Genomic DNA, 24940 nt, shown 5'->3' with positions numbered 1-24940 from the left:
AGCCTTACATCAAAGCAATAAGCGCAAGCTTATGTTGAAGTTTTGATGTCCCGTTCGTCTAGAGGCCTAGGACACCGCCCTTTCACGGCGGTAACAGGGGTTCAAATCCCCTACGGGATGCCACATTTGGTAGGTTGTGCACTAGGTCGTACAGCACTCCAAGTGAGCAGGGTAGTTAGTTTTATATAACTAAATTGCTTACTAAATAAATTAGCGTGTAAGGCCACCTTAAGCCTTACATCAAAGCAATAAGCGCAAGCTTATGTTGAAGTTTTGATGTCCCGTTCGTCTAGAGGCCTAGGACACCGCCCTTTCACGGCGGTAACAGGGGTTCAAATCCCCTACGGGATGCCACATTAAGAAAGCCGACGTAATGTCGGCTTTTTTTTCGTCTTTTTTGGGCAATTATTATTTTTAGCAACTGTCGGTGTTATTAATTTATTTGTATTTAACGACTTAAATAACTAGAAACAAGCGCTTTCTCTGACTTAGAAAAAGCGCTTGTGGAGTTTGTTGCTTAATAACCTTACTTTAAGCTTGAGCAACTTTTAACATCGCCAAGCTTTCTTCTGCAAAACCAACACCCGCTTCGTTGTAGAAGTTAAATACTCGATCAATCCCCAAATTTTCCAGTTGCTCACGTTCATCATCAAACCGTGCAATGGCGGCTATTTGCCCTTGATAATTGGTAATGCGTAATTGGGTGGTGATATTAATGGCATCTTGCACTGATGGTACGGCAATCATAATTAGCGTAATCTTTGATAAGTCGAGGTTTTCCCAAAAGTCGCGAGACTCGGCATCACCAAAAAATGCTTGGTAATCGCTTTCGGTTAACCAATTAATTTTGTCGCGATCTGAGTCTAAGCCCCAGACTTTTTTGCCTACTTGTTGGTTAAGTGCCTTATATGCGCCCATGCCAACACGACCCATACCAACAACGACAATTGGCGCATCACAAGGCTGAACGAAAATATCTTCAGCCAAACGCTTGCTGTGTTGTAATTTCATGAGTGTGGTTTTGTTTCGAGAAAATAGTGATTCAGAGTAACGATAAATAACGTTTGTAAAGACAAATGACAGTGAAACCGCCAAAGCTAATATTACTAACCATTCATTACTTAACCAGCCATTTTCAACACTTAATGAGGCGACAATTAAGCCAAACTCGCTGAAGTTGGTTAGTATCAGCGCCGATAAAAATGCCGAGCGAGCTTTGATCTTTAACCGGCTTAAAATGACAAAGAAAAGTGCAAACTTGACCGGCAACATTAAGCAGATAACTAAGGCAATTGCTAACATTTCCCAAGTCGGCAGTGCGGTAAAACCAATCGACAAGAAAAAGCCAATTAAGAATAGATCTTTAAAATTCATTAATGCTTTATTTATTTCACTGGCTTTGGCGTGGTTGGCTAACATCATGCCGATGATTAATGCACCTAAATCGCCTTTTATCTTTACCAGTTCGAAAAGTTCGTAGCTACCAAGCGCTAAGAAAAAGCCTGTCAGCGGAATAAGCTCACCATGACCAACCGAAGCAACAAGCTTATCCAACAATGGCTTAACCAATATCAGCCCTAGTAAGCCAATTGCCCAAATACTTGGAATTTTTCCGGTGGCCAGTACTAAAAACATCACGGCTATTACATCTTGCATCACCAGAATACCAATGGCGAGTTTGCCGTGGCGAGTTTTCATTTCCCCTTGCTCTTCCAGTAATTTCACCACACAAACCGTACTGCTAAAACTTAAGGCAAAGGCGATTAGTAGCGCTAATTCGTTCGATAAGCCAGTAAAATAACTTAACCCTAAAAACGCGATAAATTTAGTAAAGATCACCGTGGCGACCAGCCAAATACTGGTATGAGAAAAGGCGCCAACCCATACTTCATTTTTGGTCAAATCTTTAATATTCAGTTTTAGGCCGATAGTAAATAGCATTAAAGTAATACCTAAATCGGCTAAGGTGCCAAGCGAACCATCTGCTTGGAAACCCAAAAAGTTAAGAATAAAACCAGCAAGTAGAAAACCGATTGAAGGTGGCAGTGCCACAACTTTAGCGGCAAGACCGCAGAAAAACGCAAACAGTATCCAGATAAATTCCATATTAGTTTTCTACCATGGTTGAAATGACTTTGTGCATTAGCGCACTTATTTGTGCTTGCGCTTCGATGTTAGGGTGAATGCCATCAGCTTGCATTAGTTCGGGTTTAATCGCAATTGACTCTAAAAAGAATGGCAATAGCGGCACATCCGCTTGCTCTGCAACGTCTTTGAAAACTTGAGCAAACATTTGATTATATCTAGGGCCATAATTAGGCGGGATCTTAATTTCCATAATGTAAGTTGGGATGCCGGCAGCTTTAGCTAACTCGATAATTTGTAACAAATTATTCTTGATGACGTTAGGTGGGAAGCCGCGTAACCCATCGTTTCCGCCTAACTCAACCAGTAAATAATCCACCGATTCTTTCGATAAAATTCCAGGAAGTCGAGATAAACCGCCTGCGGTGGTCTCACCACTTATGCTAGCATTAATGATCTGATAGTTGGCATTTTCCGTTTTAAGTTGTTGATTAAGTAAATATACCCAGCCTTGGTTTTGTTTCATGCCATAGCTGGCACTAAGACTATCACCGAGTAACAGCACATTAGTGCTGGCGAATAAAGTAGTGCAATATAAAAGCAGAAAAGTGGTTAACACAAATTGAGAAGCGCGTTTAAACATGAAGTTAGAGTCCGAAATTATTTTAGAAGTAAATAACTTAGCTAAATCTGTAGCCTTAGAAAGTCACATTTTAGACTTATTGTCCGATATAAATCTAGCGGTTAGTGCAGGAGAAACGCTAGCGATAGTTGGCGCATCCGGATCAGGTAAAACTACCTTACTGTCATTATTAGCCGGTTTAGATGTACCAACTAGTGGTAGCATTAAGTTAAAAGGCCAGGCACTAGAAAAGCTCGATGAAGAGCAGCGCAGCGCTATTCGCGCACAACATGTCGGCTTTATTTTTCAACAGTTTTTATTGGTAAATAGCTTAACTGCGCTGGAAAATGTCATGCTACCAGCAGAATTGGCTAATATGCCTAATGCCGAGCAACGTGCTCGAGAGCTGTTAGCGATTGTTGATTTGGAACAGCGAGTCAATCATTTCCCTTCACAAATGTCGGGTGGCGAACAGCAGCGAGTGGCGATTGCGCGAGCCTTTATTACGCAACCAGATATTTTATTTGCCGATGAACCAACGGGTAATTTGGATAGTAAAACCGGCCGGCATATCGCTCAATTATTATTTGATTTAAATGAGCAAAATGGCACAACATTAATTTTGGTGACTCATGATGAAAAGCTGGCAGCACGTTGTCAGCGAAAGGTTGTCGTCGATAGCGGTCGTTTAGTTAGTGATAACGGCCTGCAATCTGCGGAAGTTAAAGCATTGAAAAGGTCGGTCAATGAGTAGGTCAAATACTTGGATAAATCAATCGTTACGTTTGCTGCAACATGAGTTAAGGCGTGGTGAATTAACCATTATTTTTGCTGCCATTGTGTTGGCGGTTGCCACGGTATTTACCTTGTCTGGATTTTCTCATCAAATTCAAGCGGCAATCTTAAGTAAAAGTACATCATTTATCGCATCGGACAGGGTGTTTCGTTCGCCTCGTCCAATCGAGCCCGCAGTTTTTGAAAAAAGTACTGAGCTAGGGCTAGATAGTGCGTTAAAAATAGAAATGACGTCTATGGTGTTTGCCAAAGGCAAACTGCAATTAGCCCAGATTAACGCGGTCGGGGATAAATATCCATTGCGTGGCGAGTTATTTGTTCGTGATGAGCTGGGGCAAGTAGCGAACAGTAAAGCCCCGAGTGCTGGTGAAGTTTGGGTTGAACAAAAGTTATTGGATATTTTAGGTGTCGCAATTGGCGATAATCTAGAAATTGGTATGGCTGATTTTGCCATCGCAGGTGTTGCTACTCAGATCCCTGATGCCTCTTTTAGTGTCTTTACGTCTGGTCCTGTGGTGTTGCTTAACGTCGCAGATATGCCTAAAACTGAACTGATCCAGCCAGGAAGCAGGCTTACCTATAAGGCATTGTTTGCAGGTGATCTGGATAATGTTGAGGCGTTTGAACTGTGGTTAAAGCCGCAGGTTAATGAAACTCAACGTTGGTATGATATTCAGTCGAGTCGTTCGGCGCTGTCAGCCTCACTAGAGCGTGCAGAAAAATATTTATCGTTAGCCAGTATGCTAGGTATTGTGCTTTGTGCGGTAGCGGTAGCGGTAGCTAGTCGTCGTTATGGCCAACGTCATCAACCTATGGTTGCCGTGTTTAAAGCGATGGGCGCAACGCAGCAACACATTACCAAGCTTTATTGCTTACACTGGGGCTTGTTAAGCGTTATCGCAATAATAGCGGGTTTATTAATTGGCTATGTGTTGCAGCAGTTTGGCATTAATGCCATGCAAAGCTATTTAGACATTCAGCAGCAAGTCTCTATTACGAAGCCGCTTATTATTGCCATTATTACCGGAATTTTATGTGCGATTGCGTTTGCTATTGTACCGTTGAAGCAACTAGTGTCGATTAAGCCGCTAGCGGTAATTCGAGGTTTCGAACATAACGTTTTTCACTGGTTGCAAATGGTGCCAGCCATTGTTGCCTTATATTTACTGTTATTTATTTTTAGTAATAATTGGCTGTTAAGTGCAGTCTTGCTACTAGGTGGTGCGATTGTCTCAGTGATTTTGTTACTTTTCGGACAAGTATTAGTGAAAGCAGGGCGCAGTGCTGGCAGCAAATCAGGCAAAGCACTACATTTGGCTTTTGCCAATTTAAAACGTCGTGCAAAAGAAAACAGCGTGCAATTGGTCAGCTTTACTATTGCCATCAAACTATTGTTATTAATTCTGGTTATTCGCAGTGCCTTGATTGCTGAATGGCAAGCGCAATTACCTGAAAATACTGCGAATCGTTTTTTGGTCAATATCAGCCAAAGTCAGTTTGCTGAGGTTAATCAGTTTATGGCGGATAATAATATTCCCGGCAGTGGTTTATATCCCGTTGTGCGTGGCAGATTGACGGCAATTAACCAAGATTCTGTAACCCAAGAAGTTACAAAAGAACAAGAAAAATCGCCTGAAGCGCAGCGTCGAGGCGTGGGTCGAGAACTCAATCTAACTTGGCGTGAGCAATTACCAGAAAATAATGAGTTAATTGATGGCAACTGGTTTGATGAAAACGACACTTCAGCGCAAGTGTCAGTTGAACAAGGTGTTGCTGAGCGCTTGGCAATAGTGATTGGCGATGAATTGTCTTTTCAACTAGGCAGTGAAGATTTTACTGCCAAAGTGACCAGTATTCGTAAAGTGGATTGGCAGTCACTACAGCCTAACTTTTTTATGGTGTTTAACAAGTATGTGCTGGAAGATTTTCCTGTTACTTATATTTCATCGCATTTTGTCACCGCTGATAAAAATGAGCGTTTTAATCAATTTTTGATGCAACACCCAACCATTTCGATGATTGATGTCGAGGCGTTAATAAATCAATTGCGAAATGTCATCGATCAAGTGTCCGTTGCAGTGGAATTTATTTTGATCATGGTGGTGATTGCTGGAGCTTTGGTGCTTATTGCTCAGGTCCAAGCGAGTATGGAAGAACGTGAGCGGGAAATTGCTATCTTACGGACCTTAGGTGCAAAAGGCAGTTTACTGCGTAATAGCGTGCTGCTCGAATTTGTTTGCTTAGGTGTTGTTGCTGGTTTGATGGCAGGTATCGCCATGGAAATTGCGGTATTTTTTATTCAGTTAAAAGTATTTAACATGACGCCTAGTTTACATATTGAATATTGGGGGCTGGGTATTGTTGCTGGTGCCAGTTTTGTTGGCGCTATTGGCATGTTAAGTTGCTGGCGCTTACTTAATATGTCGAGCGTTACATTAATTCGCCGTACTATGTAAGGTAATAAAGCATTAAGCCTGCATATTCGATAAGGCGGCTATAGTTGCTTTTTATCGGGCCTAGTCAACGATGTTTAAGTTAATTTCTTAAGTTAGTTTCTTAAGTTAATTGACTAGGCTTTTTAATGCAGGTGTTAGTTCAGAGTAGGCAAAGTTAAAGCCACTTGCTAATAGCTTTTCTGGCACTACGCATTGCCCGTAAATAACTAAGTCTGCCATTTCACCAAAAAGCAGCCTCGCAGCAAACTCAGGCATCACCATAAATCGTGGCCGATGAAGCGTATGAGCTAACACATCACTAAATACTCGATTAGACACTGGATTTGGGGCGGTAAGATTAATCGCGCCATTTAGTGATTCGGTGTTAAGTATATGATCGAGCGCTTTGACCATATCAGTAATGTGTATCCAAGACATCATTTGCTGACCACTAGCGATAACGGCACCTAGGCCAAATTTAAACGGTATAAGCATTTCTTGTAATGCGCCACCACGCTCACTTAACACTATGCCGGTTCTTATTAAGCATACGCGGGTGTTGCTACTAGCCTGTAGTGCAGTATTTTCCCATTGCTGACAAAGTTGGTGACTAAATTCAGGGTAGGGCTGATCAAAGGATTCGGTTATTGCTGCTTGATTGATTTTATTGGCAGCTTGCCGTCCATAAAAGCCAATTGCCGAGCCTGAAATAAACACGCTAGGTGGCTTAGTACTTTGGTTTATCAATTGCACTAATTGTTGGGTAATCTTTACCCGTGAACTGATCAGCAATTGCTTTTGTGCTTGATTCCAACGTTTACCGACAATAGGTTCACCTTGTAAATTGATTACTGCATCAAAGCCGTTAACATCATTCAACGTATTAAGTGAATTGATCAAAGTCATAGAGTGTGCAACATCATTGGCAAAAGTATGCTGATGTGGAAATCGAGTCAGCACTGTAAATTGATGCTGTTGATAATATTGTCGGATAAAGGCACTGCCGATTAGCCCAGTACCACCGGTAATTAAAATTTTCATAAAAATGCCAAGCAACGTAACGTTTAGTTAAAATAATACGACACAGGTTTTAGATAAGTTTAGCAAAGCCGATAAAACCGTTGCATTTTCTCTTACTAGCCAACAAGATATGAGTAATTTAGTTAAATTAAGTGTGAACTATGGGACTTAATGATACCTCAACAGGGATTTTAAAAGGCTTAGTGGTGATAGCCGCTATCGTGATTGTCTTAGCTGGTATAAAGACCGCAACCAATATTTTAGTGCCCTTTTTATTATCGGTATTTATCGCGATTATTTGTAATCCAATCGTTGCTAAAGCCAGTGAATATAAAATTCCAAAAGGAATTTCAGTGCTATTTGTAATAGCCCTGTTTTTGGTTATAGCACTGTCTATTGCCAGCCTAGTCGGTAATTCGTTAAACGAACTATCTCAATTATTACCTGAATATCGTGAGCAATTAAAAACGCAATTTTCTTGGCTGACCGATAAATTGGCTCACTATAATATTTCCATCTCATCAGCTGTATTAATGGAGTATTTTGATCCTGGTGCGGCGATGGGCTTAGCCGCCAATATGTTAAGTGGATTGGGCGGGGTTATGGCGAACTTATTTTTAATCATAATTACCGTCGTTTTTATGTTGCTTGAAGCCAGCTCGTTACCGAAAAAACTGCATTATGCATTTATTGATCCTGAAATGCGGATGAAGCAAATCGATCGTTTTTTATTGTCAGTTAATCATTATTTAGCGATTAAAACGGTTGTCAGCATTGGTACAGGGGTATTGGTTTCAATAATGCTTTGGGCTTTTGGTCTCGACTTTTTCTTACTTTGGGGAGTGTTAGCATTTTTACTTAATTACATCCCTAATATCGGCTCGATTATTGCCGCAGTGCCGGCGATGTCGTTGGCGGTCATCCAGCTGGGGGCTGCGCCTGCGGGCGCTATAGGGCTTGGCTATATGATAATTAATACCGTGATGGGCAATATGATTGAACCGCGGTTTATGGGGCGAGGGTTAGGTTTATCGACCTTAGTGGTGTTTTTGTCGTTAATTTTTTGGGGTTGGTTACTAGGTACTGTCGGTATGCTGTTATCGGTACCGCTGACAATGGTGATCAAAATCGGCTTAGAGCACTCTAAAGAAGGGCAGTGGTTTGCTATGTTGCTATCAAGTGAAGATGATATTGCACGTGAGCATGCCGAGTTCCAAGGTGAGAAAGAGTCATAATAAGAAAATAATCCATTAAAAAAGGCTGTTAAGGCCTTTTTTAATGGGGTAATATAAATTTAACGAGAGGCAAGGCTAATCGACAAATTCAGAAAGCTCATCAATTCGGTTTTTCGAAATAGTAATAAAACACTTTTTATACGCAGGAGCTGCGCCCGTACCCGGAGAAAGAGCAAGGTATTGCCAACGACAATTGTTTTCTCTGAATTTAATAAAATCATCTTGCGAGCGCTTAAACATTTTTAACGGAGATGTACGGCCTGTTTTTAGCGCCATTTCCTCTAAAACAAATACTTGATTGTTGACCCAGGTTTGAAGTTCTCGCTCTACATTATCTTTAACAAGGTCAAGACACCGAGAATACTCGACATTATCAGTAAATTTTTCATCACAATCTGCTACAGATTTTGCTAACACTGACTGATTGAGGCAAACCGAAGTGAAGATTAAAAGTGACAAGCGCTTTATCATTTGATCAGTCTCTTAGGCTGGTAAAACTTTTTTAAAAGGTTTAACGATAACTTGCTGATAAACACCTGCATCGATATAAGGATCTGATTCTGCCCATAGTTGCGCAGCAGCTAGCGAGTCAAATTGTGCAATTATTACTGAGCCAGTAAAGCCCGCTTCGCCAGGGTTTTCACTGTCAATTGCTGGACAAGGACCAGCAACGAGTAAACGGCCTTCATCTTGCAATAATTTAATTCTTGCTAAGTGCTGCTCACGTACCGGCATTCTTAAGCCTAAACTGTTGGCGACATCTTCACCATAAATCATGTAATACATTTTACTACTCTACTTATTTTCGTTTTTTTTCACTGGCCGATGAGCTTTGCTCTTCTTGTTGCGGAAAGTGCTTATAAAGTGCCATTATTGAACCAATGGCAAAGGCAAAGGTTAATCCCATAAGACCAAATACTTTAAAGTTTACCCAAACTTCCTGACTAAAGTTAAACGCGATGTAGGCATTTAATATGCCGCAGAATGCGAAAAAGCCAACCCAGCTTAAATTTAATTTATTCCAAATGTTATCAGGTAATTCCAGTGCTTCACCCATTAACTGTTTAATTAAGTTCTTCTTAAATACATATTGGCTGATTAATAACGCAAGTGCAAAAAACTCATTAATAATAGTAACTTTCCATTTTAAAAATGTGTCGTCTTGCAAGAAAATAGTCAAGCCACCAAAGCCGGAAATTAAGCCAAAGATAATCCAGTTTTTGGTCGGCACTTTTTGTTTGGTCACAATAAAATATAAGATGTGCAGTGCCGCACCAACAATCAGTACACCTGTTGCTGCGTAGATATCATAAAATTTGTAGATAACGAAAAATAAAACTAATGGAATGTATTCGAAAAGTGCTTGCATAGACGCTGAGAACTTCAATTAATAAAGGCTATGGTTTTAATTCTACCTAAAGACCAAACCATAGCCAATTAAATCTCAGCAATTAGCTTATTTTTCCAAGCCAAATGGGTTGTCGATACTGTGAGCTGGTTCGGTAAACCATTTCGGGCCTTGTTCAGTCATGTAAAAGTGATCTTCTAAACGCACCCCAAACTCGTTAGGGATAACCAGCATAGGCTCATTTGAAAATGACATACCAACAGCAAGTGGTGTTTGATCTGATTGCACTAAGTAAGGCCACTCATGGATGTCTAAACCGATACCATGGCCCGTACGGTGAGGGCAGCCAGGAGTTTGATATGCTGGCCCTAAGCCTTGGTCAGCTAGAAACTGGCGAGCCGCTTTGTCGACATTGCCACATGGCTGACCTAATTCGGCGGCATTAAAGGCGATAAGTTGTGCCTCTTTTTCTATTTGCCACATTTTTTGCTGACGTTCAGTTGCTTGGCCGAAAATATAAGTACGGGTAATATCAGAGTTATAGCCTTCAACAAGGCAGCCAGTATCAATTAAAACCATATCATTTAAACTTAGGTTTTTCGGTGACATAACGCCATGCGGATAACTTGAATCTTCACCAAACAGCACAATACAAAACGATGACCCCGATTTGGCACCTACTTTTTTATGGGCCTGATGAATAAACGATTTAACTTCATCGGTTGAAATTCCTTCATAAAGGATACTTGCCGTTGCTTTATGCACAGCTAAGGTCATATCTTTAGCACGTTGCATTAAGGCAATTTCATTGACGGATTTTTGCATTCTACAGCCAGCGGTGATTGGTTTAGCGTCAACTAGCGCAACACCCGCTAATTGCATATTGAGGCCGTTAGCAACAAAAAATGGCGTCGATTCATCAATTGCCAATGTTGAAAGTGTTGGGGTTATTTTATCTAAGGTTTTGGCGGCTAATTGATAAGGACATTCATGCTCATGCCAAGCGACGACGTCACCATTAACTTGCATAAACTGTTTAAGGGTATCGACTTCAAAATGCGGGCAAATATAAATTATATCGCCATGAAGGGGAACAATAGCTGCAACCATACGCTCGCTAGGTGACCATTTCGTACCTGTAAAATAATAAAGGTTCGTACCTGCATTTAAATAAAGGGCATCTATATTATGCTCTTTCATTAATCGGCGCGCTTTTTTAAGCCTTTCTTGATATTCCGCTATCGCAATTGGTTTTATATCTGCTGTCATATCAAAAAGCATATCTAACGCTTGTGTCTGTGTGTTACCACCTATGCCAATCATCGAGTTGTCTCTTATAACTAATAAAAATCAATAATATTATACAATATACATTTTGTTTGGCGATAAAGAAATACCTGATAAAGAACAACCTCGCATAACTTAAGGTGAATTGTATTTAATCTCGATTATTTAAAGTGATGGTATTAGCGATTCTGCTTGTTTGAGTAGTTCTGGTTCAGCTGCTGAAAAGTGTTCAACTCGCTGCTGGGCTTGAGGTAAACCATGTTCAGCAGCCGTTAATAGCCATGCCAACCCTAGAGCAGGGTTTTCTTCTACCCCTTCAGCTAAAAAGTAAGCGCGGCCAAGCGCGCCTCTAGATTTAATGCAACCGAGTTTCGCTGCTTGCCTAAATAACGACACTGCGTCTTGATACTGACCAGAGGTGCGAGCATTTATAGCTTCTTGATATAAAGTTTCTACTAGAATATTTCCTTGCTGTTGATTGCTATCTTCATCATTATTGTCCACATCTAGGCTTTCTTTTTGTTCTTTTTGTTCTTTTTGTTCTTTTTGTTCATTTTGAGCTGGATAGTTAATTGAACTTTGCGAGCAACTGTCTAAGGAATTGTGTAACGAATTGTGTTCGTTGGCTGTGTCGTCAGAAAATATCGCTTCAATGGCAATGTCGCGTTTTTTCTCCGAGAGAAATGTAGACATTACCGTGTCATAACGCGCATTTAATTGGCTAATGGTTTGTTGCTGCGATGCAACTTGTTGCTTGTAATAATGAATGTCATTTTGCAGTTGTTCAATTGTTTGTTGCTGCTGAGAGATTTGCTGTTGATGGGCAAGTTTTATATCGGCGATATATTGTTCATTTATAGTATCAACTCTAGCTTGTTGTTTTTCATTGTATTGTTCAAACTTTGCTAACACGGCATTGACAGAGTTTTCATAATTAGCCTTCATTTTTTCAAACCATTTGAAGACTTGGCTAGGGGCTTTAATGTGTTCGGCAGGCATAAAAACGCTCTTATTTTTATTGTTGATTTATTAACCATAATAACTTGTCATGATTAAATCAATGACCTTTTGGTAATTGTTTTTTGCCGGAAAATAGCACGCTTTTTTCCACTGCTCATCGCGCGTATTTTGCGAAAAAAAGTAGGTTAAATATGTTTTCATTAGCTAAGTATTGTTAAGTAAATGCAATACAAATACTTAGTTGGTATTTTATTTCGTTATCGCCTTGACGCCATTCAAAGATGGCCTATATTTTTTATAAGCCACTAAAAATTATAATGATAATTAGAAAAGGATAGCGATGTTCAAATTACCTAGCGAACTTACGATTGCCAAAGCTCAGGAATTTAAACAGTTATTAATGGACTATGTTGCTGACTGCGATTCCATAGAAATAGACGACTCTGATGTCGATAAAATTGACACCATAGGTGTACAGCTGCTCCTATCAATGACGCACCATTTTGTAACCTGTAATAAAGATGTAACTTGGCACATCCATTCATCAATGATTAGAGAAAGTATACTTAAATTGGGCATAAATGATGCAATTTTGACGCAATATCTTGAACCACAAAGTTAATGATTTAAAGGAAAGTTTATATGGCCAAAGTGCTTGTAGTTGATGATTCAAATTCAATCCGTGACATGGTGAGTTTTACACTAAAGGGAGCTGGTTACGACACTGTGGAAGCAGCAAACGGTCAGGAAGGATTAACCAAAGCAAAAGGTGGTGGTTTCGATTTAGTCATTTCTGATGTCAACATGCCAATCATGGATGGTATTACGCTTTGCGGTGAACTTCGCAAACTTCCCGCTTTTAAATTCACCCCCATTTTAATGTTAACCACCGAAAGCAGTGGTGATATGAAGCTTAAGGGCAAGGAAGCCGGTGCAACGGGCTGGTTAGTCAAACCTTTTAACCCTGAAAAATTGCTGGCAACAATTAAACGTGTAATTCGGTAACGTCAATGAGTGTCGATCTTTCGCAATTTATCCCAACCTTCTTAGAAGAGAGCTTTGAAGGGTTGGAGTTAATGGAGTCTAGCTTGCTGACACTAGAGCAAGGAGATGCTGAAACGCTTAATGCAATTTTTCGTGCAGCTCACTCTATTAAAGGTGGTGCTGGCACCTTCGGTTTTTCACATGTCACTGAATTTACTCACCATGTAGAAACGTTAATGGATGAAATGCGCGATGGCCGAAGAGCCATTGTTGCTGAAGATGTGGAACTGCTTTTAGAGTCAGTAGATTGTATTCGCTTGATGATTGAGGCTATTCAAGACGAGACAGACTATGACAAAGACAAAGTAGCCACCACGGCTAAAAAGTTAGAGTTATTGCTTGCAGGAGAAGGTAGTGTTACTTCTGCAAAAACCGACAGCATAACTGATAACGCCGCTAGTGAAGCTGTAACAATAGACGAACGAGTATGGCAAATCACTTTTATACCTGAACATCACTTAGTTCAAACGGGCAACGATCCCTTATTGTTGTTTAGCGCCTTAGAAGACTTAGGTGAGGTAAAGGTAGTTGCCAGTACTGAACAATTGCCTCCACTTGCCGAAATGGATGTTGAAGAACTGTACCTACAATGGACATTGTTATTAACAACCTCTGAGGCAACGGAAGAGGATATTCGTGAAGTATTTGAGTGGGTGGAAGATGAGTGCCAACTCGACATTATTGATGTAACGCCTGAAAAAATTAGTGTATCGGCTGACTCTGCTGACGCCAGCGTTAGTAATCAAACCAGTTTAAATACAGAAGCTGAACAGCCAGCAACAGAGCAAGCTATTAATGGGGAAGTTGAGCCAGAAAACAATGCTGTAGCTTCAAGTGCTACTACCATTCCTGATTCAACAGATGAAAGCCCTGTAGCCGTTGAGCCTATTGCTAATACTGAAAATAATAGTGTTAAAAAAGATACCAAAACTCCGGCTAAATCAAAATCAGAAGGTGGTTCAATTCGAGTCGGCGTAGATAAAGTCGATAGTTTAATTAATCTCGTAGGCGAATTGGTTATTACTCAAAGTATGTTGTCTGAGTTAGGTAATGATTTTGATTTATCAAAAGTTGAAAAACTTACCGCTGGCCTAGAACAACTGCTGCAAAACACCAAAGAATTACAAGAAAGTGTCATGCGTATTCGCATGCTGCCAATTAGCTTTGCCTTTAACCGCTTTCCTCGTCTTATTCACGATTTATCGATTAAAACGGGCAAAGATATCGAGCTGATTATTCACGGTGAAAGTACTGAATTAGATAAAACCGTGATGGAACAAATTGGCGATCCGCTGGTGCATTTAGTGCGAAATGCCGTTGATCATGGTATCGAAACAGCAGAAAAAAGAATTGCAGCAGGTAAACCTGCAAAAGGTACGATCTGGCTAGATGCTTATCATCAAGGCGGTAGCATTGTCATTGAAATAAAGGATGATGGTGGTGGTATTAATCGTGAGGCTGTACTCAGCAAAGCCATTGAAAAGGGCCTAGTTGAACCACAAACGGTATTGTCTGATAGCCAAGTATTTGAACTTATCTTTGAACCAGGTTTTTCAACCGCTGCGCAAATCAGTGATATTTCCGGCCGCGGTGTTGGCATGGATGTCGTGAAAAAAAATATTCAATCACTAGGTGGCAGGATTCAAGTTGACTCAGCTGCCGGTGAGGGAAGTACATTTAAGGTTCACTTGCCTTTAACGTTAGCCATTTTAGATGGGCAGTTAGTTAGGGTTTGCGAAGAAGTCTTTGTCATTCCACTTATCACCATCGTTGAGTCATTGCAGGCAAAAGCAGAGCAGATCAATAAAGTCTCCGGTGACATGGTGTTGTATCGTCTGCGTGAAGACAATGTCCCTGTTATCCCTATTTACAGTTTATTTAACTTACCTGCCGACAACATAACGGTTGCTAATGGCTTATTGGTTGTCGTTGAAGCAGAGGGGCAAAAGGTTGGTTTATTGGTTGATGATCTGTTGGCCCAACAACAAGTGGTAATTAAAAGCTTGAAAGATAATTATCAAGATGTCTCTGGGATTTCTGGCGCTACTATTCTCGGTGATGGTTCGGTAGCGATGATCCTTGATATTCCCGGCATTATTCAAATGGCTCAAGAAAGTGCGCTTCATAAACAGCATCAGCGTCCACCAATCATGTACGCAGGAGTTGAAAGTTAATGGATATTCAAACATTGGCCAAAGACATCCCGGTAGAGGGTGAATATTCACTTGAAGGTATCGATTTCATCACCAGCGGCGAACAATACTTAACGTTTTTACTCGATACTGAGCAATATGCCGTAGATATCTTATGTGTTGAAGAAATCCGAAGTTGGGAAAAGCCGACTCGCATTCCTAATTCACCAGAGTATGTAAAAGGCGTGATTAATATGCGTGGAGTTATTGTCCCGATTGTTGATTTACGGGTTAAATTTGGTATTGGCGAAGCTGATTACAGTGAAACGACTGTTGTAATAGTCCTATCTTATGAGTCGGCAGAAGAAAGTCGCACTATTGGTTTTGTTGTTGATGCTGTGTCTGATGTCTTAAATGCAGAAGACAGTGAAATAAAAGCGGCGCCAGCGTTGGGTGGTGTGATCCCTCAACACTATGTTAATGGTCTGGTTAATGTAGGTGCAGGTGTGGTGACACTGTTGAATGTTGAAGCCTTGCAACAAATTGAAGCGCATAGCGTTGGGTAATGCTAAATGGCTATAGAACAAGAATATTTAACATTTAAATTAAGTGGTGAAGAGTATGGCGTAGATATTCTCTGTGTCCAAGAAATCAGGGTGTTGTCTACGGTTACAGAACTGCCTAATAAACCAGACTACTTAAAAGGCGTTATTAATTTACGCGGGGTTATCATTCCTATTGTCGATCTGCGATTACGCTTTGGACAAAAGCCGATGCTCTACGGCGATAAAACCGTGACTATTATTTTAAGAAGTAATCTTGATGATAAAGCGATGGTTGTTGGAATTGTCGTTGATGAAGTTTCTGAGGTTTATAAGTTTGATATACGCAATATTCGTCAACCTCCTGCATTAGGAAAAAAAATTGATAGTTGCTTTTTAAAAGGTATTGCCACAGTTGATGAAAAGTTAATTATTTTACTCGATAGCGAAACGTTACTTGATCAAGATGAGTTATTTGATGTCGAGCCAGATAATGATGAGGCTGAACTTGCTTCATCATAAACCAACGGAATAACAATATGACGCCAAAGCAAATTAGTACGATTAGGGAAAGCTGGGCCAAGGTTAAACCAATTGCGCCGCAAGCCGCCCAAATTTTTTATGACACCTTATTTGAGTTAGACCCCAAACTAAAGCCGTTATTTAAAGAAGATATTACCGCCCAAGGTAAAAAACTTATGGCGATGTTGGATACGGCAATTTCATTATTAGACAAGCCTGAAAAGCTTAAACCTGCATTAGAAAATTTAGGGAAAAACCACGTTAAATACGGAGTGAAACCCGCAGACTATGATGTTGTCGGTGAAGCACTAATTTCGACTTTGGCTAAAGGGTTAGATAAAGCGTTTACTGCAACGGTAAAAAAAGCGTGGACATCAATGTATCAAACAGTGGCAACAACAATGGTAAATGCCGCCAATGAGCATAATCAACAGGCATCAACTGAAGAAAAAGAGATAATTATGGATAAGACGGTAACCAATCACAATGACTTAGCTGTTCGCTTGCAAGGCGCCTTAGACCAATCTTCTACTGCATTTATGATGATAGACCGAGACTTTTTAGTCACCTATGTCAATGAAGCGACTATGGTCTTGTTAAAAAAACATGAAGCCGTATTTAAAATGAAGTGGCCTGAATTTGTTGCAGAAAAAGAAGCAATCATCGGCGCGTGTATTGATATGTTTCATGCCAACCCAGATCATCAACGCAAATTATTATCAGACCCTACGAATTTGCCTTGGAAAACAGATATTCAAATTGAGTTTCTCACCATAGAGCTCAATGTCACTGCAATTAATGATGCAAACGGTAACTATATAGGTAACTCCTTGGAATGGCAGGATGTTACCAGTGCGCGTGAGCAAGAAAATAAAGCCGCTCAGCTGCAAGGTGCGGTTGATCAGTCCAATACGCCATCGATGTTTATTGACAGAGACTTCAATATTACTTACGTCAACCAAGCTACGTTAAAGTTATTGAGTACACATGAAGCTACGTTTGCTAAAAAGTGGCCTGGATTTAGAGCTGATGAAGACGCTATTCTCGGCACTTGTATCGATGGTTTTCATGTAAACCCAGACCATCAACGTAAACTGCTAGCAGATCCAAGCAACTTACCTTTTAATACCGATATAAGAATCGAAGATTTAATTTTTGAGCTTAATGTCACCGCGATTAACGATGCTCAAGGTAAGTATATTGGTAACGCCCTAGAGTGGCAGGATGTAACGCAAGCACGAAGTAAAGCGGTTGAAGTGGGTCGTCTAATGTCGACTGTAGAAGGCATGACGACTAACCTGATGATGGCAGATACTAAAGGCAATATTGTTTACGCCAACCCTTCGGTGAAGAATATGCTACGTCGCCGTGAAGCAGACTTACAGAAAGTTCTGCCATCATTTAAAGTGGACAACATTGTTGGTAGCAATTTTGATTCTTTCCATAAAAAACCAGCACACCAACAAAACCTGTTAGGGAACCCAGATAACCTGCCTTATAACACCGAAATAACCGTTGCTGGTTTAGTGTTTGAATTGATTGCTATAGCGCTAAAAGATGATGAAGGAAATCATGTCGGCAATGCCGTGCAATGGCTTGATTTAACCGAACAAAAAGATGCTCAAGCGCAAGTTGAAGGCTTAATTAATGCGGCGATAGAAGGTGAATTAGAACGTCGCATTGACACTTCTAATTACCAAGGCTTTATGGCAACACTGGGCAATAATATTAATGGCTTAATGGATGCGATTATTGAGCCGATTAATGACGCGATTGCCGTTGCACAATCATTGGCTGACGGTAACTTAACTCAAACTATGGATGGCAGTTATGGTGGGGAGTTCTTAGCCTTAGCGCAAGCCATGAATGGCTCAATTGAAAATTTAAGTAATATGGTCAATGAAATCCGCATTGCTTCTACTAATGTCTTTGATTCAGCGAGAGAAATTGCAGAAGGTAATAATGAACTTAGTCATAGAACTGAATCTCAAGCATCAAGCCTTGAAGAAACAGCTTCTGCCATGGAAGAACTAACCAGTACGGTTCAACAGAATGCTGAAAATGCTACCGAAGCTAGCAAGTTATCGACAACTGTGGTCGACAAAGCGAAAAATGGCGGTGATGTAGTTAAAAATGCCATTGTTGCCATGAGTGATATTAACAAGTCCAGTAAGAAAATCGCCGACATTATTAGTGTTATTGATGAAATTGCCTTTCAAACTAATTTGCTGGCGCTAAATGCGGCAGTTGAAGCAGCAAGAGCAGGGGAACAAGGGCGAGGCTTCGCCGTGGTAGCCGCCGAAGTGAGAAACTTAGCACAGCGCTCGGCAGGGGCTGCAAAAGAAATCAAAGGCTTGATTAATGATAGCGTTGAAGCTGTTGGTCAAGGCACTAAGTTAGTTGATGAAACCGGCCAGACTTTCAATGAGTTGGTCACTGCGATTGAAGAAGTTGGCAAAATGATCAGTGATATCGATAGCGCTGGTAAAGAGCAATCTGCGGGTATTGGTGAAGTTAGTGCAGCTGTAAGTCAAATGGATGAAATGACTCAACAAAACGCTGCGTTAGTTGAAGAAGCTGCTGCATCAAGTAAGTCGATGGAAGAACAATCACAATCGCTATTAGAACAAGTCGCATTTTTTAATAACGGTGACCAAGATGAACCAGTAAAACAAACAACAAGATCTAGAACTGTTACAACTGCAAAGCCAATATCTCGACCTAAACCTGTGGCTCGACCTAAAACCAAAGTAGATGATGAATGGGAAGAGTTTTAGGACATTAAATGTCAGGGACTAGAAGTAGGGCTTTTACCTTAAGTAACAGCGACTTTAAATTTATTTGCGATTACGTTTATAACTCGTCAGGTATTGTTTTAGGCGAGTCAAAGCGGGAAATGGTTTATCGACGGCTTACGCGGGTAGTAAGAGAGCGTAAGCTTGCCAGTTTCGCCGATTACTGCACTTTGCTAAAAGCTAATCCTGAGTCGGAAAATGCTTACTTTATTAACGCAATTACAACGAATTTAACCAGTTTCTATCGTGAAAAGCATCACTTTGACTATTTAGCAAAAACGGAATTTCCAGCATTGCTAGTTAAAAATAAAGCGAGTAAACGCATACGGCTTTGGTCGTCGGCAAGTTCTACAGGAGAAGAACCTTATAGTTTAGCGATAACCACGTACCAGTCCTTTGCAAGCTATTTAACCAGCTGGAATATTAAAATTTTGGCAACAGATATAGATAGTAATGTACTTGAAGTGGCTAAAGCTGGGGTATACAGCGCTCAGAAAATTGATGATGTACCAGTCAATATTCAAAAGCAGTTTTTTAAACAAGGTGAGGGAGCGAATAAAGATAAAGTTAAGGTCAGCCAAAAAGTTAAAGATCTAATTACGTTTAAACAGTTAAATTTGTTACATGACTGGCCGATGACGGGAAAATTTGATGTGGTGCTTTGTCGTAATGTCATTATTTATTTTGATAAGCCAACCCAGCAAGAGTTGTTTGAGCGTTATTACGAAATTTTACCCCCAGGAGGTTTATTGATGTTAGGACACAGTGAAAATTTGGGTAGTTTTCAGCGTTATTTTGAAAACGTTGGGCGCACTATATTTAGAAAGCCTAAATAACCTAAAGGTGGTAGCTGTGGTACTTAAACAAACGTCGTTAGAAGTTAAGTCAGTTTTGGCGCGTTGTTATCCAGAGTTTAAACATATAAACCATTATTGGGATAAACAACGATTAGCGGTAGTAGCAAAGATATTACCGGGTGAATTTTATATGACGACAAGTGAATTGTTAATATCAACCACGTTAGGCTCTTGTATTGCAGCATGTATTTGGGATGAACGAGGAAAAGTTGGCGGCATGAATCACTTTATGTTGCCGTTAACCGATAAACATGCACATGAAGTTGATTGGGGACAACGTGGCCTAGCATCTGATGCCACCCGTTATGGAAATTTTGCCATGGAGCATTTAATTAACAATATTTTAAAACATGGCGGTCATCGTAATTACCTAAAAGCAAAAGTGTTTGGTGGCGGACGAGTATTGAAAAATATGTCGGATGTGGGCGAGCGAAATATCCAATTTGTTTTTGATTATTTATCGACAGAAGGTATTGACGTAGTCAGCCATGACATTGGCTCTGTTCACCCAAGAAAAGTGTTGTTTGAACCATTAACCGGTAAAGCATTTGTTAAACGATTAGATAATTTACATAACGACACAATTGCCAAACGAGAAAAAGATTATCGCTCTCGTATCGATAGCCAATTAATTGATGGCGATGTTGAGCTGTTTTAATGAAGGGTAGCAATTTGGATAAGATTAAAGTCTTGATCGTTGATGATTCATCTGTCATTCGCAGCATTATAAAAGAAATCGTCAGCTCAGATCCCAAGTTTGAAGTCGTTGGTGAAGCGCAAGATCCTTTTGTCGCTCGAGAAAAAATCAAAGAGTTAAACCCTGACGTTTTGACCTTAGATGTTGAAATGCCGAAAATGGATGGCATTACCTTTCTGCGCAATTTAATGCGGTTACGACCCATGCCCGTTGTCATGTTATCAACGTTAACCAGCAAAGGGGCTGACATAACGTTAGAGGCGTTGGAGATTGGTGCGGTCGATTTTATTGCGAAACCCAGTTTTGAAGAATTGCTTGCTGATCGCATGGCGTTTAAAGATTTACTAATAGAAAAACTGAATTCAGCAGTAGATGTTGATCATAAAAGTTTCCAAGTTAGTGCCGCCGTCGATAAACCATCAGATACTAGAACCTTAGCCTTTACTGGTTGTAAACGCTCAAACCACCTTGTGGCAATAGGGGCATCTACTGGTGGAACCGAAGCATTAAAAAAAGTCGTGCAAGTGCTACCATCGAATTGCCCGCCAGTCGTCATAACCTTGCATATTCCACCTAAATTTAGTGAGCGATTTGCGATGCGACTAGACGCTTGCAGTGCTGCTTCCGTTCATGAAGCTAAGCATGGACAAAAGATAAAAGCAGGAAACGTTTATATTGCTCCAGGTGATAAACACTTAAAGGTAGTACCTAAAGGAGGGTCGTTGTTTTGTAATTTAGACGATTCAGCACCAGTTAACCGCCATAAACCCGCCGTTGATGTTTTATTTAACTCATTAGAAAGCATGGCCGACAATGTTCAAGCGGTACTATTAACTGGTATGGGGCAAGATGGTGCACAAGGCATGCTGACATTGAAAAACAATGGCGCAAGAACTTTAATTCAGGATAAGAAGTCAAGCTTAATATGGGGAATGCCTGGCAGTGCGTTTGCTATCAATGCGCATACTAAGGCTGTTTCTTTGTTAGAGGTTGCCTCAGAAGTTTTAGCGTTTGCAAAACTCTCTCGGCAAGAAATGAAAGAGGCAATTAATGGCTGAGTTTAACATGAAATCATTGGCAGTTATGTTGGCAATTGCAGGGGCTATTGCTATTAACGACATCTTTTTTGGTGTCAGTTATATCAATGCAATTCTGGTCATAGTGTTGGCGATATTTATTTATGTGTTTTGGCAGTCACAGCAAACAGCGAATGAGCTAACCCAAGTTGAAAATGAACCAGAAGCAGATAATAGCTTAGTACTAGAAACCTTAGCGCATTTAAGTGAATCAATCGCTCAAGAGTTAGCCATTATTACTCAAGAGCATCAACGGGTAACAGAACTTGTTAGAGATGCAACGCAGGGAATTTCCCACAGTTTTAAACATTTGCAATCGTTAAGTATTGAACAACAAGGCATGATAAATGAGGTTATTCATACGAATCAAAATATTGGCGATGAAGGGCAAACAACGCTGGAGTCTTTTGTAAAAGACTCGAATAAAACCTTAGAAGATTTTGTCGGCGTCATAGTTAACACCAGTAAGCAAAGTTTAGAAACCATGAACTATACCGATGAAATGGTTAAAAAGTTTGATGGTATTTTTTCGTTACTTGAGCAAGTGGAAAACTTAGCAAGTCAAACTAATTTGCTGGCGTTAAATGCCGCTATTGAAGCGGCCAGAGCAGGTGATGCTGGACGAGGTTTTGCGGTAGTGGCTAATGAAGTACGCTCACTTTCAGTAAGCTCAACTGAGTTAAATAATGATATCCGCAGCGAAGTAGACGATGCGCGTAAAACCATTGCCAGCCTTAGAGAGTCAGTACAGTTGATGGCATCGGCGGATATGACCTCAACACTAGAAGCTAAAGATAAAGTACGGGTGATGATGGAGCATGTAGGCCACGTTAATCAAGATACGCAAGTTGCAGTTAATCGTTTAGCGGAAATTTCACCACAAATTGATGAAACTGCCGCAGTCGGGGTTAGATCGTTGCAATTTGAAGATCTTACCTATCAAACCATTGATGCCTTGAGCAAAAATATTGCTAATTTATCTGCGCTTAGCCAAGCTCTGCAAAACGTAACAGGTGAAAATTTTTTAGAACAACTCGAATTGATAAGAGCTCAATGTCAGGAAAGTGTTGAGCAAACCAGACAAGATAATTTAAGCCGCTCGGTATCCCAATCATCAATGGATGAAGGTGATATTGAATTATTTTAACTAGGAGATAGTTACATGTCGGTAAAGAAAACGATGGGTGAAAATAACCAAGAAGTCATTATTAGCATTGATGATCGTTTTGATTTTTCACTGCATCAAATTTTTCGAGATACCTATATCAGTGAAACGCAAAAGGGCAGTATCTTTATATTGGACCTGTCTAAAACTTCTTACATGGATAGCTCTGCATTAGGAATGATATTACTGCTTAAAGATTTTGCTGAAAAGATTGAAGGCCAAGTGATTATTAGACAGCCTAATGATTCTGTAGCAAAAATATTAGAAATTGCCCAATTTCACCGATTAATGACTATTGAGCAGTAGCCCAATGAATAACCTGCAACCGCGTGATTATAAACTCGCACTAGTCGTTGATGACTCTGAAATGCAGTGCCGAGTGTTAAGTGTGTTGCTAAAGGAAGCTGGTTATCAGGTTATTACCGCCAATGACGGTGCGCATGGTGTCGAAAGTTATATTAAATACCAACCAGACTTAGTTTTAATGGATATTAATATGCCCGTGATGAATGGTTATCAGGCAGCGAGAGAAATTAAATCGTTGTCGAGTAATACACTGGCACCATTAATTTTTATTACCAGTATGGATACCGAACAGGCATTTATTGAAAGTATCGAAGCAGGGGGGGATGGCATTTTGGTGCGGCCATTTTCTCCCGAAGTATTTAAAGCAAAAATAAAGTCTCTAGAGCGAATTAGTGACTTGTATGCTCAAGTTAAGTCGCTGCAATTAGCCCAATACCAAGATGCTGAGCTAGCCGAGCAATTAATGTCTGGCGTTATTGAAGCGCGAAATTATGCACTAGATAGAATTGGTATCTTAAAAAAACCAGCAGAATTATTTAGTGGTGATATACAGTTAACCGCACAATGCCCTAACGGCGATGTTAATGTTCTCTTAGGGGACTTTACTGGCCATGGCTTACGCTCTTCAATTGGTGCGATTCCACTGGCTGAAACCTTCCGAGTCATGACCCGAAAAGGATTTTCATTATTTGAAATTATTAGTCAAATAAATTCTCAGCTTCACGATTTATTACCGTCGGATTTATTTTTAGCCGCAACCTTTGTCAGTGTGTCTTCCCACGATGCCACTGCCTATATGTTTAACGCGGGCCTACCTGATGCATATGTTTATGACAATCAAGGAAATATAAAACATAGAATTCCTTCTGTGCATCCGCCATTAGGCGTAGTAAAACGTTTAATAACCGGTAGTCAATTGTCGGTGATACCCATAGCACTGTCAGATCATGTCTTGTTATTAAGTGACGGTATTATTGAGGCTCGCAACCAGCAAGGTGATATGTATGGTATAGAACGCTTTGAGCGAGTAGCGAAAAGGGCCATTGAAGCAAAGCAAGTCGTTGCAACAGTCTGTAGCGATTTAGAAGCGTTTTGCCAAGGCACTTCACAAGAAGATGATATTTCGTTAATTGACGTACCATGTGATGGCTGGCGCGCAGCAATTAAAAACATGGCGATTGTTCACAAAGAAGAGTCACACTTTGTTGAATTACCTGAACAAAGTTCAGATTGGCGCTGGCACATTAAGCTTTCTGGCGCCAAGTTAGCCAGTGTCAATCCCATCCCCATGGCGATGGGGAGTGTCAATGAAATAGAAGGTAACGCTGAACATTGGCAAAATTTATTTACCGTATTAACTGAGTTATATATCAATGCCTTGGATCATGGGGTATTGGGGTTAAATTCTGAACTGAAAAAAGAAGCTGAAGGTTTTGCCCTTTATTTTCATGAACGTGAAAAACGATTGAAACAATTGGAAAGTGGCTTTGTCGAATTGACGCTGAAATACTTTCAAATGGAACAAGGTGGTCGAATTCAAATTGTGGTTAAGGATAGTGGCCAAGGTTTCGATTATAAAGCGTACCAAGAAACCCGAGCATCTAAGGTTAGTGATATAGCAGCATTAAGTGGCCGAGGAATTACCTTAGTGGAACAACTTTGTGAACAGTTAACTTTTAGAGAGCAGGGTACTGAAGTGGTTGCTGATTATGCCGTCGTTTGATTTAGGTTTAATTTAGGTTTGATTTGGGCTTGATGAGCTTTAATAGCTAAGAAAAGGTAAGCGATATTGGATTTACCAACACGTAACTTGATGTTAAGGGAAGACAATGAGTGATGTTAAACATAAACTATTAATTATTGATGATGATCAACAGTATTTAGAGCTGTTTGTAACAGTCAAATAAACTTGGAGACTTCTTTAGGCTCTTTTTCTTAATTTCATCTCATATTCTGCTGGTGAGATGTTCCCCAATTTATAATGTCGCCGTTTCTGATTATAAAACGGCTCGATGTA

Annotated in this window: 24 protein-coding genes and 2 tRNA genes; 17 read left to right on the top strand and 9 right to left on the bottom strand. The window is 40.3% G+C overall.

Annotated features, from left to right (window positions below; translation table 11 throughout):
- Positions 1 to 47 precede the first annotated feature (47 nt).
- Together ACOB82_RS17420 and ACOB82_RS17415 are read left to right on the top strand one after the other, a co-directional pair.
- Positions 48 to 123, top strand: a tRNA-Glu gene (locus ACOB82_RS17420).
- Positions 124 to 278: 155 nt separating this feature from the next.
- Positions 279 to 354 (top strand) — tRNA-Glu (locus ACOB82_RS17415).
- A 177-nt stretch (positions 355 to 531) separates the two neighbouring features.
- On the opposite strand, the gene ACOB82_RS17410 is transcribed toward ACOB82_RS17415, so the two are convergent.
- Positions 532 to 2106, bottom strand: coding sequence for a cation:proton antiporter domain-containing protein (locus tag ACOB82_RS17410; RefSeq protein ID WP_448214279.1), 1575 nt, complete (start codon positions 2104 to 2106; stop codon positions 532 to 534).
- A 1-nt stretch (position 2107) separates the two neighbouring features.
- The gene (locus tag ACOB82_RS17405; RefSeq protein WP_448214278.1) at positions 2108 to 2728 is read right to left on the bottom strand and encodes an arylesterase; all 621 of its coding nucleotides are present in this window, start codon (positions 2726 to 2728) and stop codon (positions 2108 to 2110) included.
- On the opposite strand from ACOB82_RS17405, the gene ACOB82_RS17400 reads away from it, so the two are divergent.
- Positions 2727 to 3461: an ABC transporter ATP-binding protein gene (locus ACOB82_RS17400; protein WP_448214277.1), complete on the top strand. Its 735-nt coding sequence runs from the start codon at positions 2727 to 2729 to the stop codon at positions 3459 to 3461. The genes ACOB82_RS17405 and ACOB82_RS17400 overlap by 2 nt on opposite strands.
- Positions 3454 to 5958: an ABC transporter permease gene (locus ACOB82_RS17395; protein ID WP_448214276.1), complete on the top strand. Its 2505-nt coding sequence runs from the start codon at positions 3454 to 3456 to the stop codon at positions 5956 to 5958. Before ACOB82_RS17400 ends, ACOB82_RS17395 begins: the two co-directional genes overlap by 8 nt.
- Before the next feature lie 105 nt (positions 5959 to 6063).
- On the opposite strand, the gene ACOB82_RS17390 is transcribed toward ACOB82_RS17395, so the two are convergent.
- Positions 6064 to 6978 (bottom strand): TIGR01777 family oxidoreductase, encoded by a 915-nt coding sequence (locus ACOB82_RS17390; RefSeq protein WP_448214275.1) that lies wholly within the window; start codon positions 6976 to 6978, stop codon positions 6064 to 6066.
- 140 nt (positions 6979 to 7118) lie between these two features.
- Between ACOB82_RS17390 and ACOB82_RS17385 the strand changes: the two genes are divergently transcribed.
- On the top strand, positions 7119 to 8192 hold the full coding sequence (locus ACOB82_RS17385; protein ID WP_448214274.1) for an AI-2E family transporter: 1074 nt from the start codon (positions 7119 to 7121) through the stop codon (positions 8190 to 8192).
- Positions 8193 to 8267: 75 nt separating this feature from the next.
- On the opposite strand, the gene ACOB82_RS17380 is transcribed toward ACOB82_RS17385, so the two are convergent.
- From ACOB82_RS17380 to ACOB82_RS17360, 5 genes are all read right to left on the bottom strand, one after another.
- Positions 8268 to 8663: a lysozyme inhibitor LprI family protein gene (locus ACOB82_RS17380; protein ID WP_448214273.1), complete on the bottom strand. Its 396-nt coding sequence runs from the start codon at positions 8661 to 8663 to the stop codon at positions 8268 to 8270.
- A 12-nt stretch (positions 8664 to 8675) separates the two neighbouring features.
- Positions 8676 to 8978, bottom strand: coding sequence for a YciI family protein (locus ACOB82_RS17375; RefSeq protein WP_448214272.1), 303 nt, complete (start codon positions 8976 to 8978; stop codon positions 8676 to 8678).
- Between the two features lie 13 nt (positions 8979 to 8991).
- The gene (locus tag ACOB82_RS17370; RefSeq protein ID WP_448214271.1) at positions 8992 to 9561 is read right to left on the bottom strand and encodes a septation protein A; all 570 of its coding nucleotides are present in this window, start codon (positions 9559 to 9561) and stop codon (positions 8992 to 8994) included.
- 87 nt (positions 9562 to 9648) lie between these two features.
- Positions 9649 to 10863, bottom strand: a complete 1215-nt coding sequence (locus tag ACOB82_RS17365; protein WP_448214270.1) for a M24 family metallopeptidase — start codon at positions 10861 to 10863, stop codon at positions 9649 to 9651.
- 129 nt (positions 10864 to 10992) lie between these two features.
- The gene (locus tag ACOB82_RS17360; protein ID WP_448214269.1) at positions 10993 to 11826 is read right to left on the bottom strand and encodes a hypothetical protein; all 834 of its coding nucleotides are present in this window, start codon (positions 11824 to 11826) and stop codon (positions 10993 to 10995) included.
- Positions 11827 to 12127: 301 nt separating this feature from the next.
- Here ACOB82_RS17360 and ACOB82_RS17355 point away from each other — a divergent pair, with 301 nt between their 5' ends.
- Genes ACOB82_RS17355 through ACOB82_RS17300 form a run of 12 tightly spaced genes read left to right on the top strand, consistent with a single transcriptional unit; the run spans position 12128 to position 24646 of the window.
- On the top strand, positions 12128 to 12409 hold the full coding sequence (locus ACOB82_RS17355) for an STAS domain-containing protein (protein ID WP_448214268.1): 282 nt from the start codon (positions 12128 to 12130) through the stop codon (positions 12407 to 12409).
- Between the two features lie 20 nt (positions 12410 to 12429).
- Entirely contained in the window at positions 12430 to 12792 is a 363-nt protein-coding gene (locus ACOB82_RS17350) for a response regulator (protein ID WP_448214267.1), read from the top strand.
- Positions 12793 to 12797: 5 nt separating this feature from the next.
- The gene (locus ACOB82_RS17345; protein WP_448214266.1) at positions 12798 to 15005 is read left to right on the top strand and encodes a chemotaxis protein CheA; all 2208 of its coding nucleotides are present in this window, start codon (positions 12798 to 12800) and stop codon (positions 15003 to 15005) included.
- On the top strand, positions 15005 to 15529 hold the full coding sequence (locus ACOB82_RS17340; RefSeq protein ID WP_448214265.1) for a chemotaxis protein CheW: 525 nt from the start codon (positions 15005 to 15007) through the stop codon (positions 15527 to 15529). The genes ACOB82_RS17345 and ACOB82_RS17340 overlap by 1 nt, the downstream gene beginning before the upstream one ends.
- A gap of 6 nt (positions 15530 to 15535) precedes the next feature.
- On the top strand, positions 15536 to 16027 hold the full coding sequence (locus ACOB82_RS17335) for a chemotaxis protein CheW (protein WP_448214264.1): 492 nt from the start codon (positions 15536 to 15538) through the stop codon (positions 16025 to 16027).
- 17 nt (positions 16028 to 16044) lie between these two features.
- Positions 16045 to 18804 carry a methyl-accepting chemotaxis protein gene (locus ACOB82_RS17330; protein ID WP_448214263.1) on the top strand — a complete coding sequence of 920 codons (2760 nt, stop codon included), beginning with the start codon at positions 16045 to 16047 and terminating at the stop codon, positions 18802 to 18804.
- Between the two features lie 8 nt (positions 18805 to 18812).
- Entirely contained in the window at positions 18813 to 19658 is an 846-nt protein-coding gene (locus ACOB82_RS17325; protein ID WP_448214262.1) for a CheR family methyltransferase, read from the top strand.
- Positions 19659 to 19674: 16 nt separating this feature from the next.
- Positions 19675 to 20337, top strand: a complete 663-nt coding sequence (gene cheD / locus ACOB82_RS17320) for a chemoreceptor glutamine deamidase CheD (RefSeq protein WP_448214261.1) — start codon at positions 19675 to 19677, stop codon at positions 20335 to 20337.
- Between the two features lie 14 nt (positions 20338 to 20351).
- Positions 20352 to 21434, top strand: coding sequence for a protein-glutamate methylesterase/protein-glutamine glutaminase (locus ACOB82_RS17315; protein WP_448214260.1), 1083 nt, complete (start codon positions 20352 to 20354; stop codon positions 21432 to 21434).
- Positions 21427 to 22599: a methyl-accepting chemotaxis protein gene (locus tag ACOB82_RS17310; protein WP_448214259.1), complete on the top strand. Its 1173-nt coding sequence runs from the start codon at positions 21427 to 21429 to the stop codon at positions 22597 to 22599. Before ACOB82_RS17315 ends, ACOB82_RS17310 begins: the two co-directional genes overlap by 8 nt.
- Positions 22600 to 22614: 15 nt before the next feature.
- Positions 22615 to 22923, top strand: a complete 309-nt coding sequence (locus ACOB82_RS17305) for an STAS domain-containing protein (protein WP_448214258.1) — start codon at positions 22615 to 22617, stop codon at positions 22921 to 22923.
- A gap of 4 nt (positions 22924 to 22927) precedes the next feature.
- Complete coding sequence (locus ACOB82_RS17300) at positions 22928 to 24646, top strand: ATP-binding SpoIIE family protein phosphatase (RefSeq protein WP_448214257.1); 1719 nt, start codon at positions 22928 to 22930, stop codon at positions 24644 to 24646.
- Between the two features lie 198 nt (positions 24647 to 24844).
- Here ACOB82_RS17300 and ACOB82_RS17295 read toward each other — a convergent pair whose 3' ends face one another.
- A complete protein-coding gene (locus ACOB82_RS17295; protein ID WP_448212447.1) occupies positions 24845 to 24937 on the bottom strand; it encodes an IS3 family transposase in 93 nt (30 codons plus the stop codon).
- Positions 24938 to 24940 lie beyond the last annotated feature (3 nt).

The sequence above is a fragment of the Colwellia sp. MEBiC06753 genome, assembly GCF_053470325.1.
The sequence above is the reverse complement of the archived record's forward strand: the minus strand, read 5'-3'. Positions and strand labels throughout refer to the sequence as shown.

What these genes read in the sequence shown, in the direction of transcription:
- ACOB82_RS17300 (WP_448214257.1), top strand. Translation starts at nt 22,928, where the DNA reads ATGAATAACCTGCAACCGCGTGATTATAAACTCGCACTAGTCGTTGAT.
- ACOB82_RS17345 (WP_448214266.1), top strand. Translation starts at nt 12,798, where the DNA reads ATGAGTGTCGATCTTTCGCAATTTATCCCAACCTTCTTAGAAGAGAGC.
- ACOB82_RS17325 (WP_448214262.1), top strand. Translation starts at nt 18,813, where the DNA reads ATGTCAGGGACTAGAAGTAGGGCTTTTACCTTAAGTAACAGCGACTTT.
- ACOB82_RS17330 (WP_448214263.1), top strand. Translation starts at nt 16,045, where the DNA reads ATGACGCCAAAGCAAATTAGTACGATTAGGGAAAGCTGGGCCAAGGTT.
- ACOB82_RS17380 (WP_448214273.1), bottom strand. Translation starts at nt 8,663, where the DNA reads ATGATAAAGCGCTTGTCACTTTTAATCTTCACTTCGGTTTGCCTCAAT.
- ACOB82_RS17390 (WP_448214275.1), bottom strand. Translation starts at nt 6,978, where the DNA reads ATGAAAATTTTAATTACCGGTGGTACTGGGCTAATCGGCAGTGCCTTT.
- ACOB82_RS17355 (WP_448214268.1), top strand. Translation starts at nt 12,128, where the DNA reads ATGTTCAAATTACCTAGCGAACTTACGATTGCCAAAGCTCAGGAATTT.
- ACOB82_RS17350 (WP_448214267.1), top strand. Translation starts at nt 12,430, where the DNA reads ATGGCCAAAGTGCTTGTAGTTGATGATTCAAATTCAATCCGTGACATG.
- ACOB82_RS17385 (WP_448214274.1), top strand. Translation starts at nt 7,119, where the DNA reads ATGGGACTTAATGATACCTCAACAGGGATTTTAAAAGGCTTAGTGGTG.
- ACOB82_RS17375 (WP_448214272.1), bottom strand. Translation starts at nt 8,978, where the DNA reads ATGTATTACATGATTTATGGTGAAGATGTCGCCAACAGTTTAGGCTTA.
- ACOB82_RS17340 (WP_448214265.1), top strand. Translation starts at nt 15,005, where the DNA reads ATGGATATTCAAACATTGGCCAAAGACATCCCGGTAGAGGGTGAATAT.
- ACOB82_RS17370 (WP_448214271.1), bottom strand. Translation starts at nt 9,561, where the DNA reads ATGCAAGCACTTTTCGAATACATTCCATTAGTTTTATTTTTCGTTATC.
- ACOB82_RS17405 (WP_448214278.1), bottom strand. Translation starts at nt 2,728, where the DNA reads ATGTTTAAACGCGCTTCTCAATTTGTGTTAACCACTTTTCTGCTTTTA.
- ACOB82_RS17410 (WP_448214279.1), bottom strand. Translation starts at nt 2,106, where the DNA reads ATGGAATTTATCTGGATACTGTTTGCGTTTTTCTGCGGTCTTGCCGCT.
- ACOB82_RS17365 (WP_448214270.1), bottom strand. Translation starts at nt 10,863, where the DNA reads ATGATTGGCATAGGTGGTAACACACAGACACAAGCGTTAGATATGCTT.
- ACOB82_RS17360 (WP_448214269.1), bottom strand. Translation starts at nt 11,826, where the DNA reads ATGCCTGCCGAACACATTAAAGCCCCTAGCCAAGTCTTCAAATGGTTT.
- ACOB82_RS17395 (WP_448214276.1), top strand. Translation starts at nt 3,454, where the DNA reads ATGAGTAGGTCAAATACTTGGATAAATCAATCGTTACGTTTGCTGCAA.
- ACOB82_RS17400 (WP_448214277.1), top strand. Translation starts at nt 2,727, where the DNA reads ATGAAGTTAGAGTCCGAAATTATTTTAGAAGTAAATAACTTAGCTAAA.
- ACOB82_RS17335 (WP_448214264.1), top strand. Translation starts at nt 15,536, where the DNA reads ATGGCTATAGAACAAGAATATTTAACATTTAAATTAAGTGGTGAAGAG.
- ACOB82_RS17305 (WP_448214258.1), top strand. Translation starts at nt 22,615, where the DNA reads ATGTCGGTAAAGAAAACGATGGGTGAAAATAACCAAGAAGTCATTATT.
- ACOB82_RS17310 (WP_448214259.1), top strand. Translation starts at nt 21,427, where the DNA reads ATGGCTGAGTTTAACATGAAATCATTGGCAGTTATGTTGGCAATTGCA.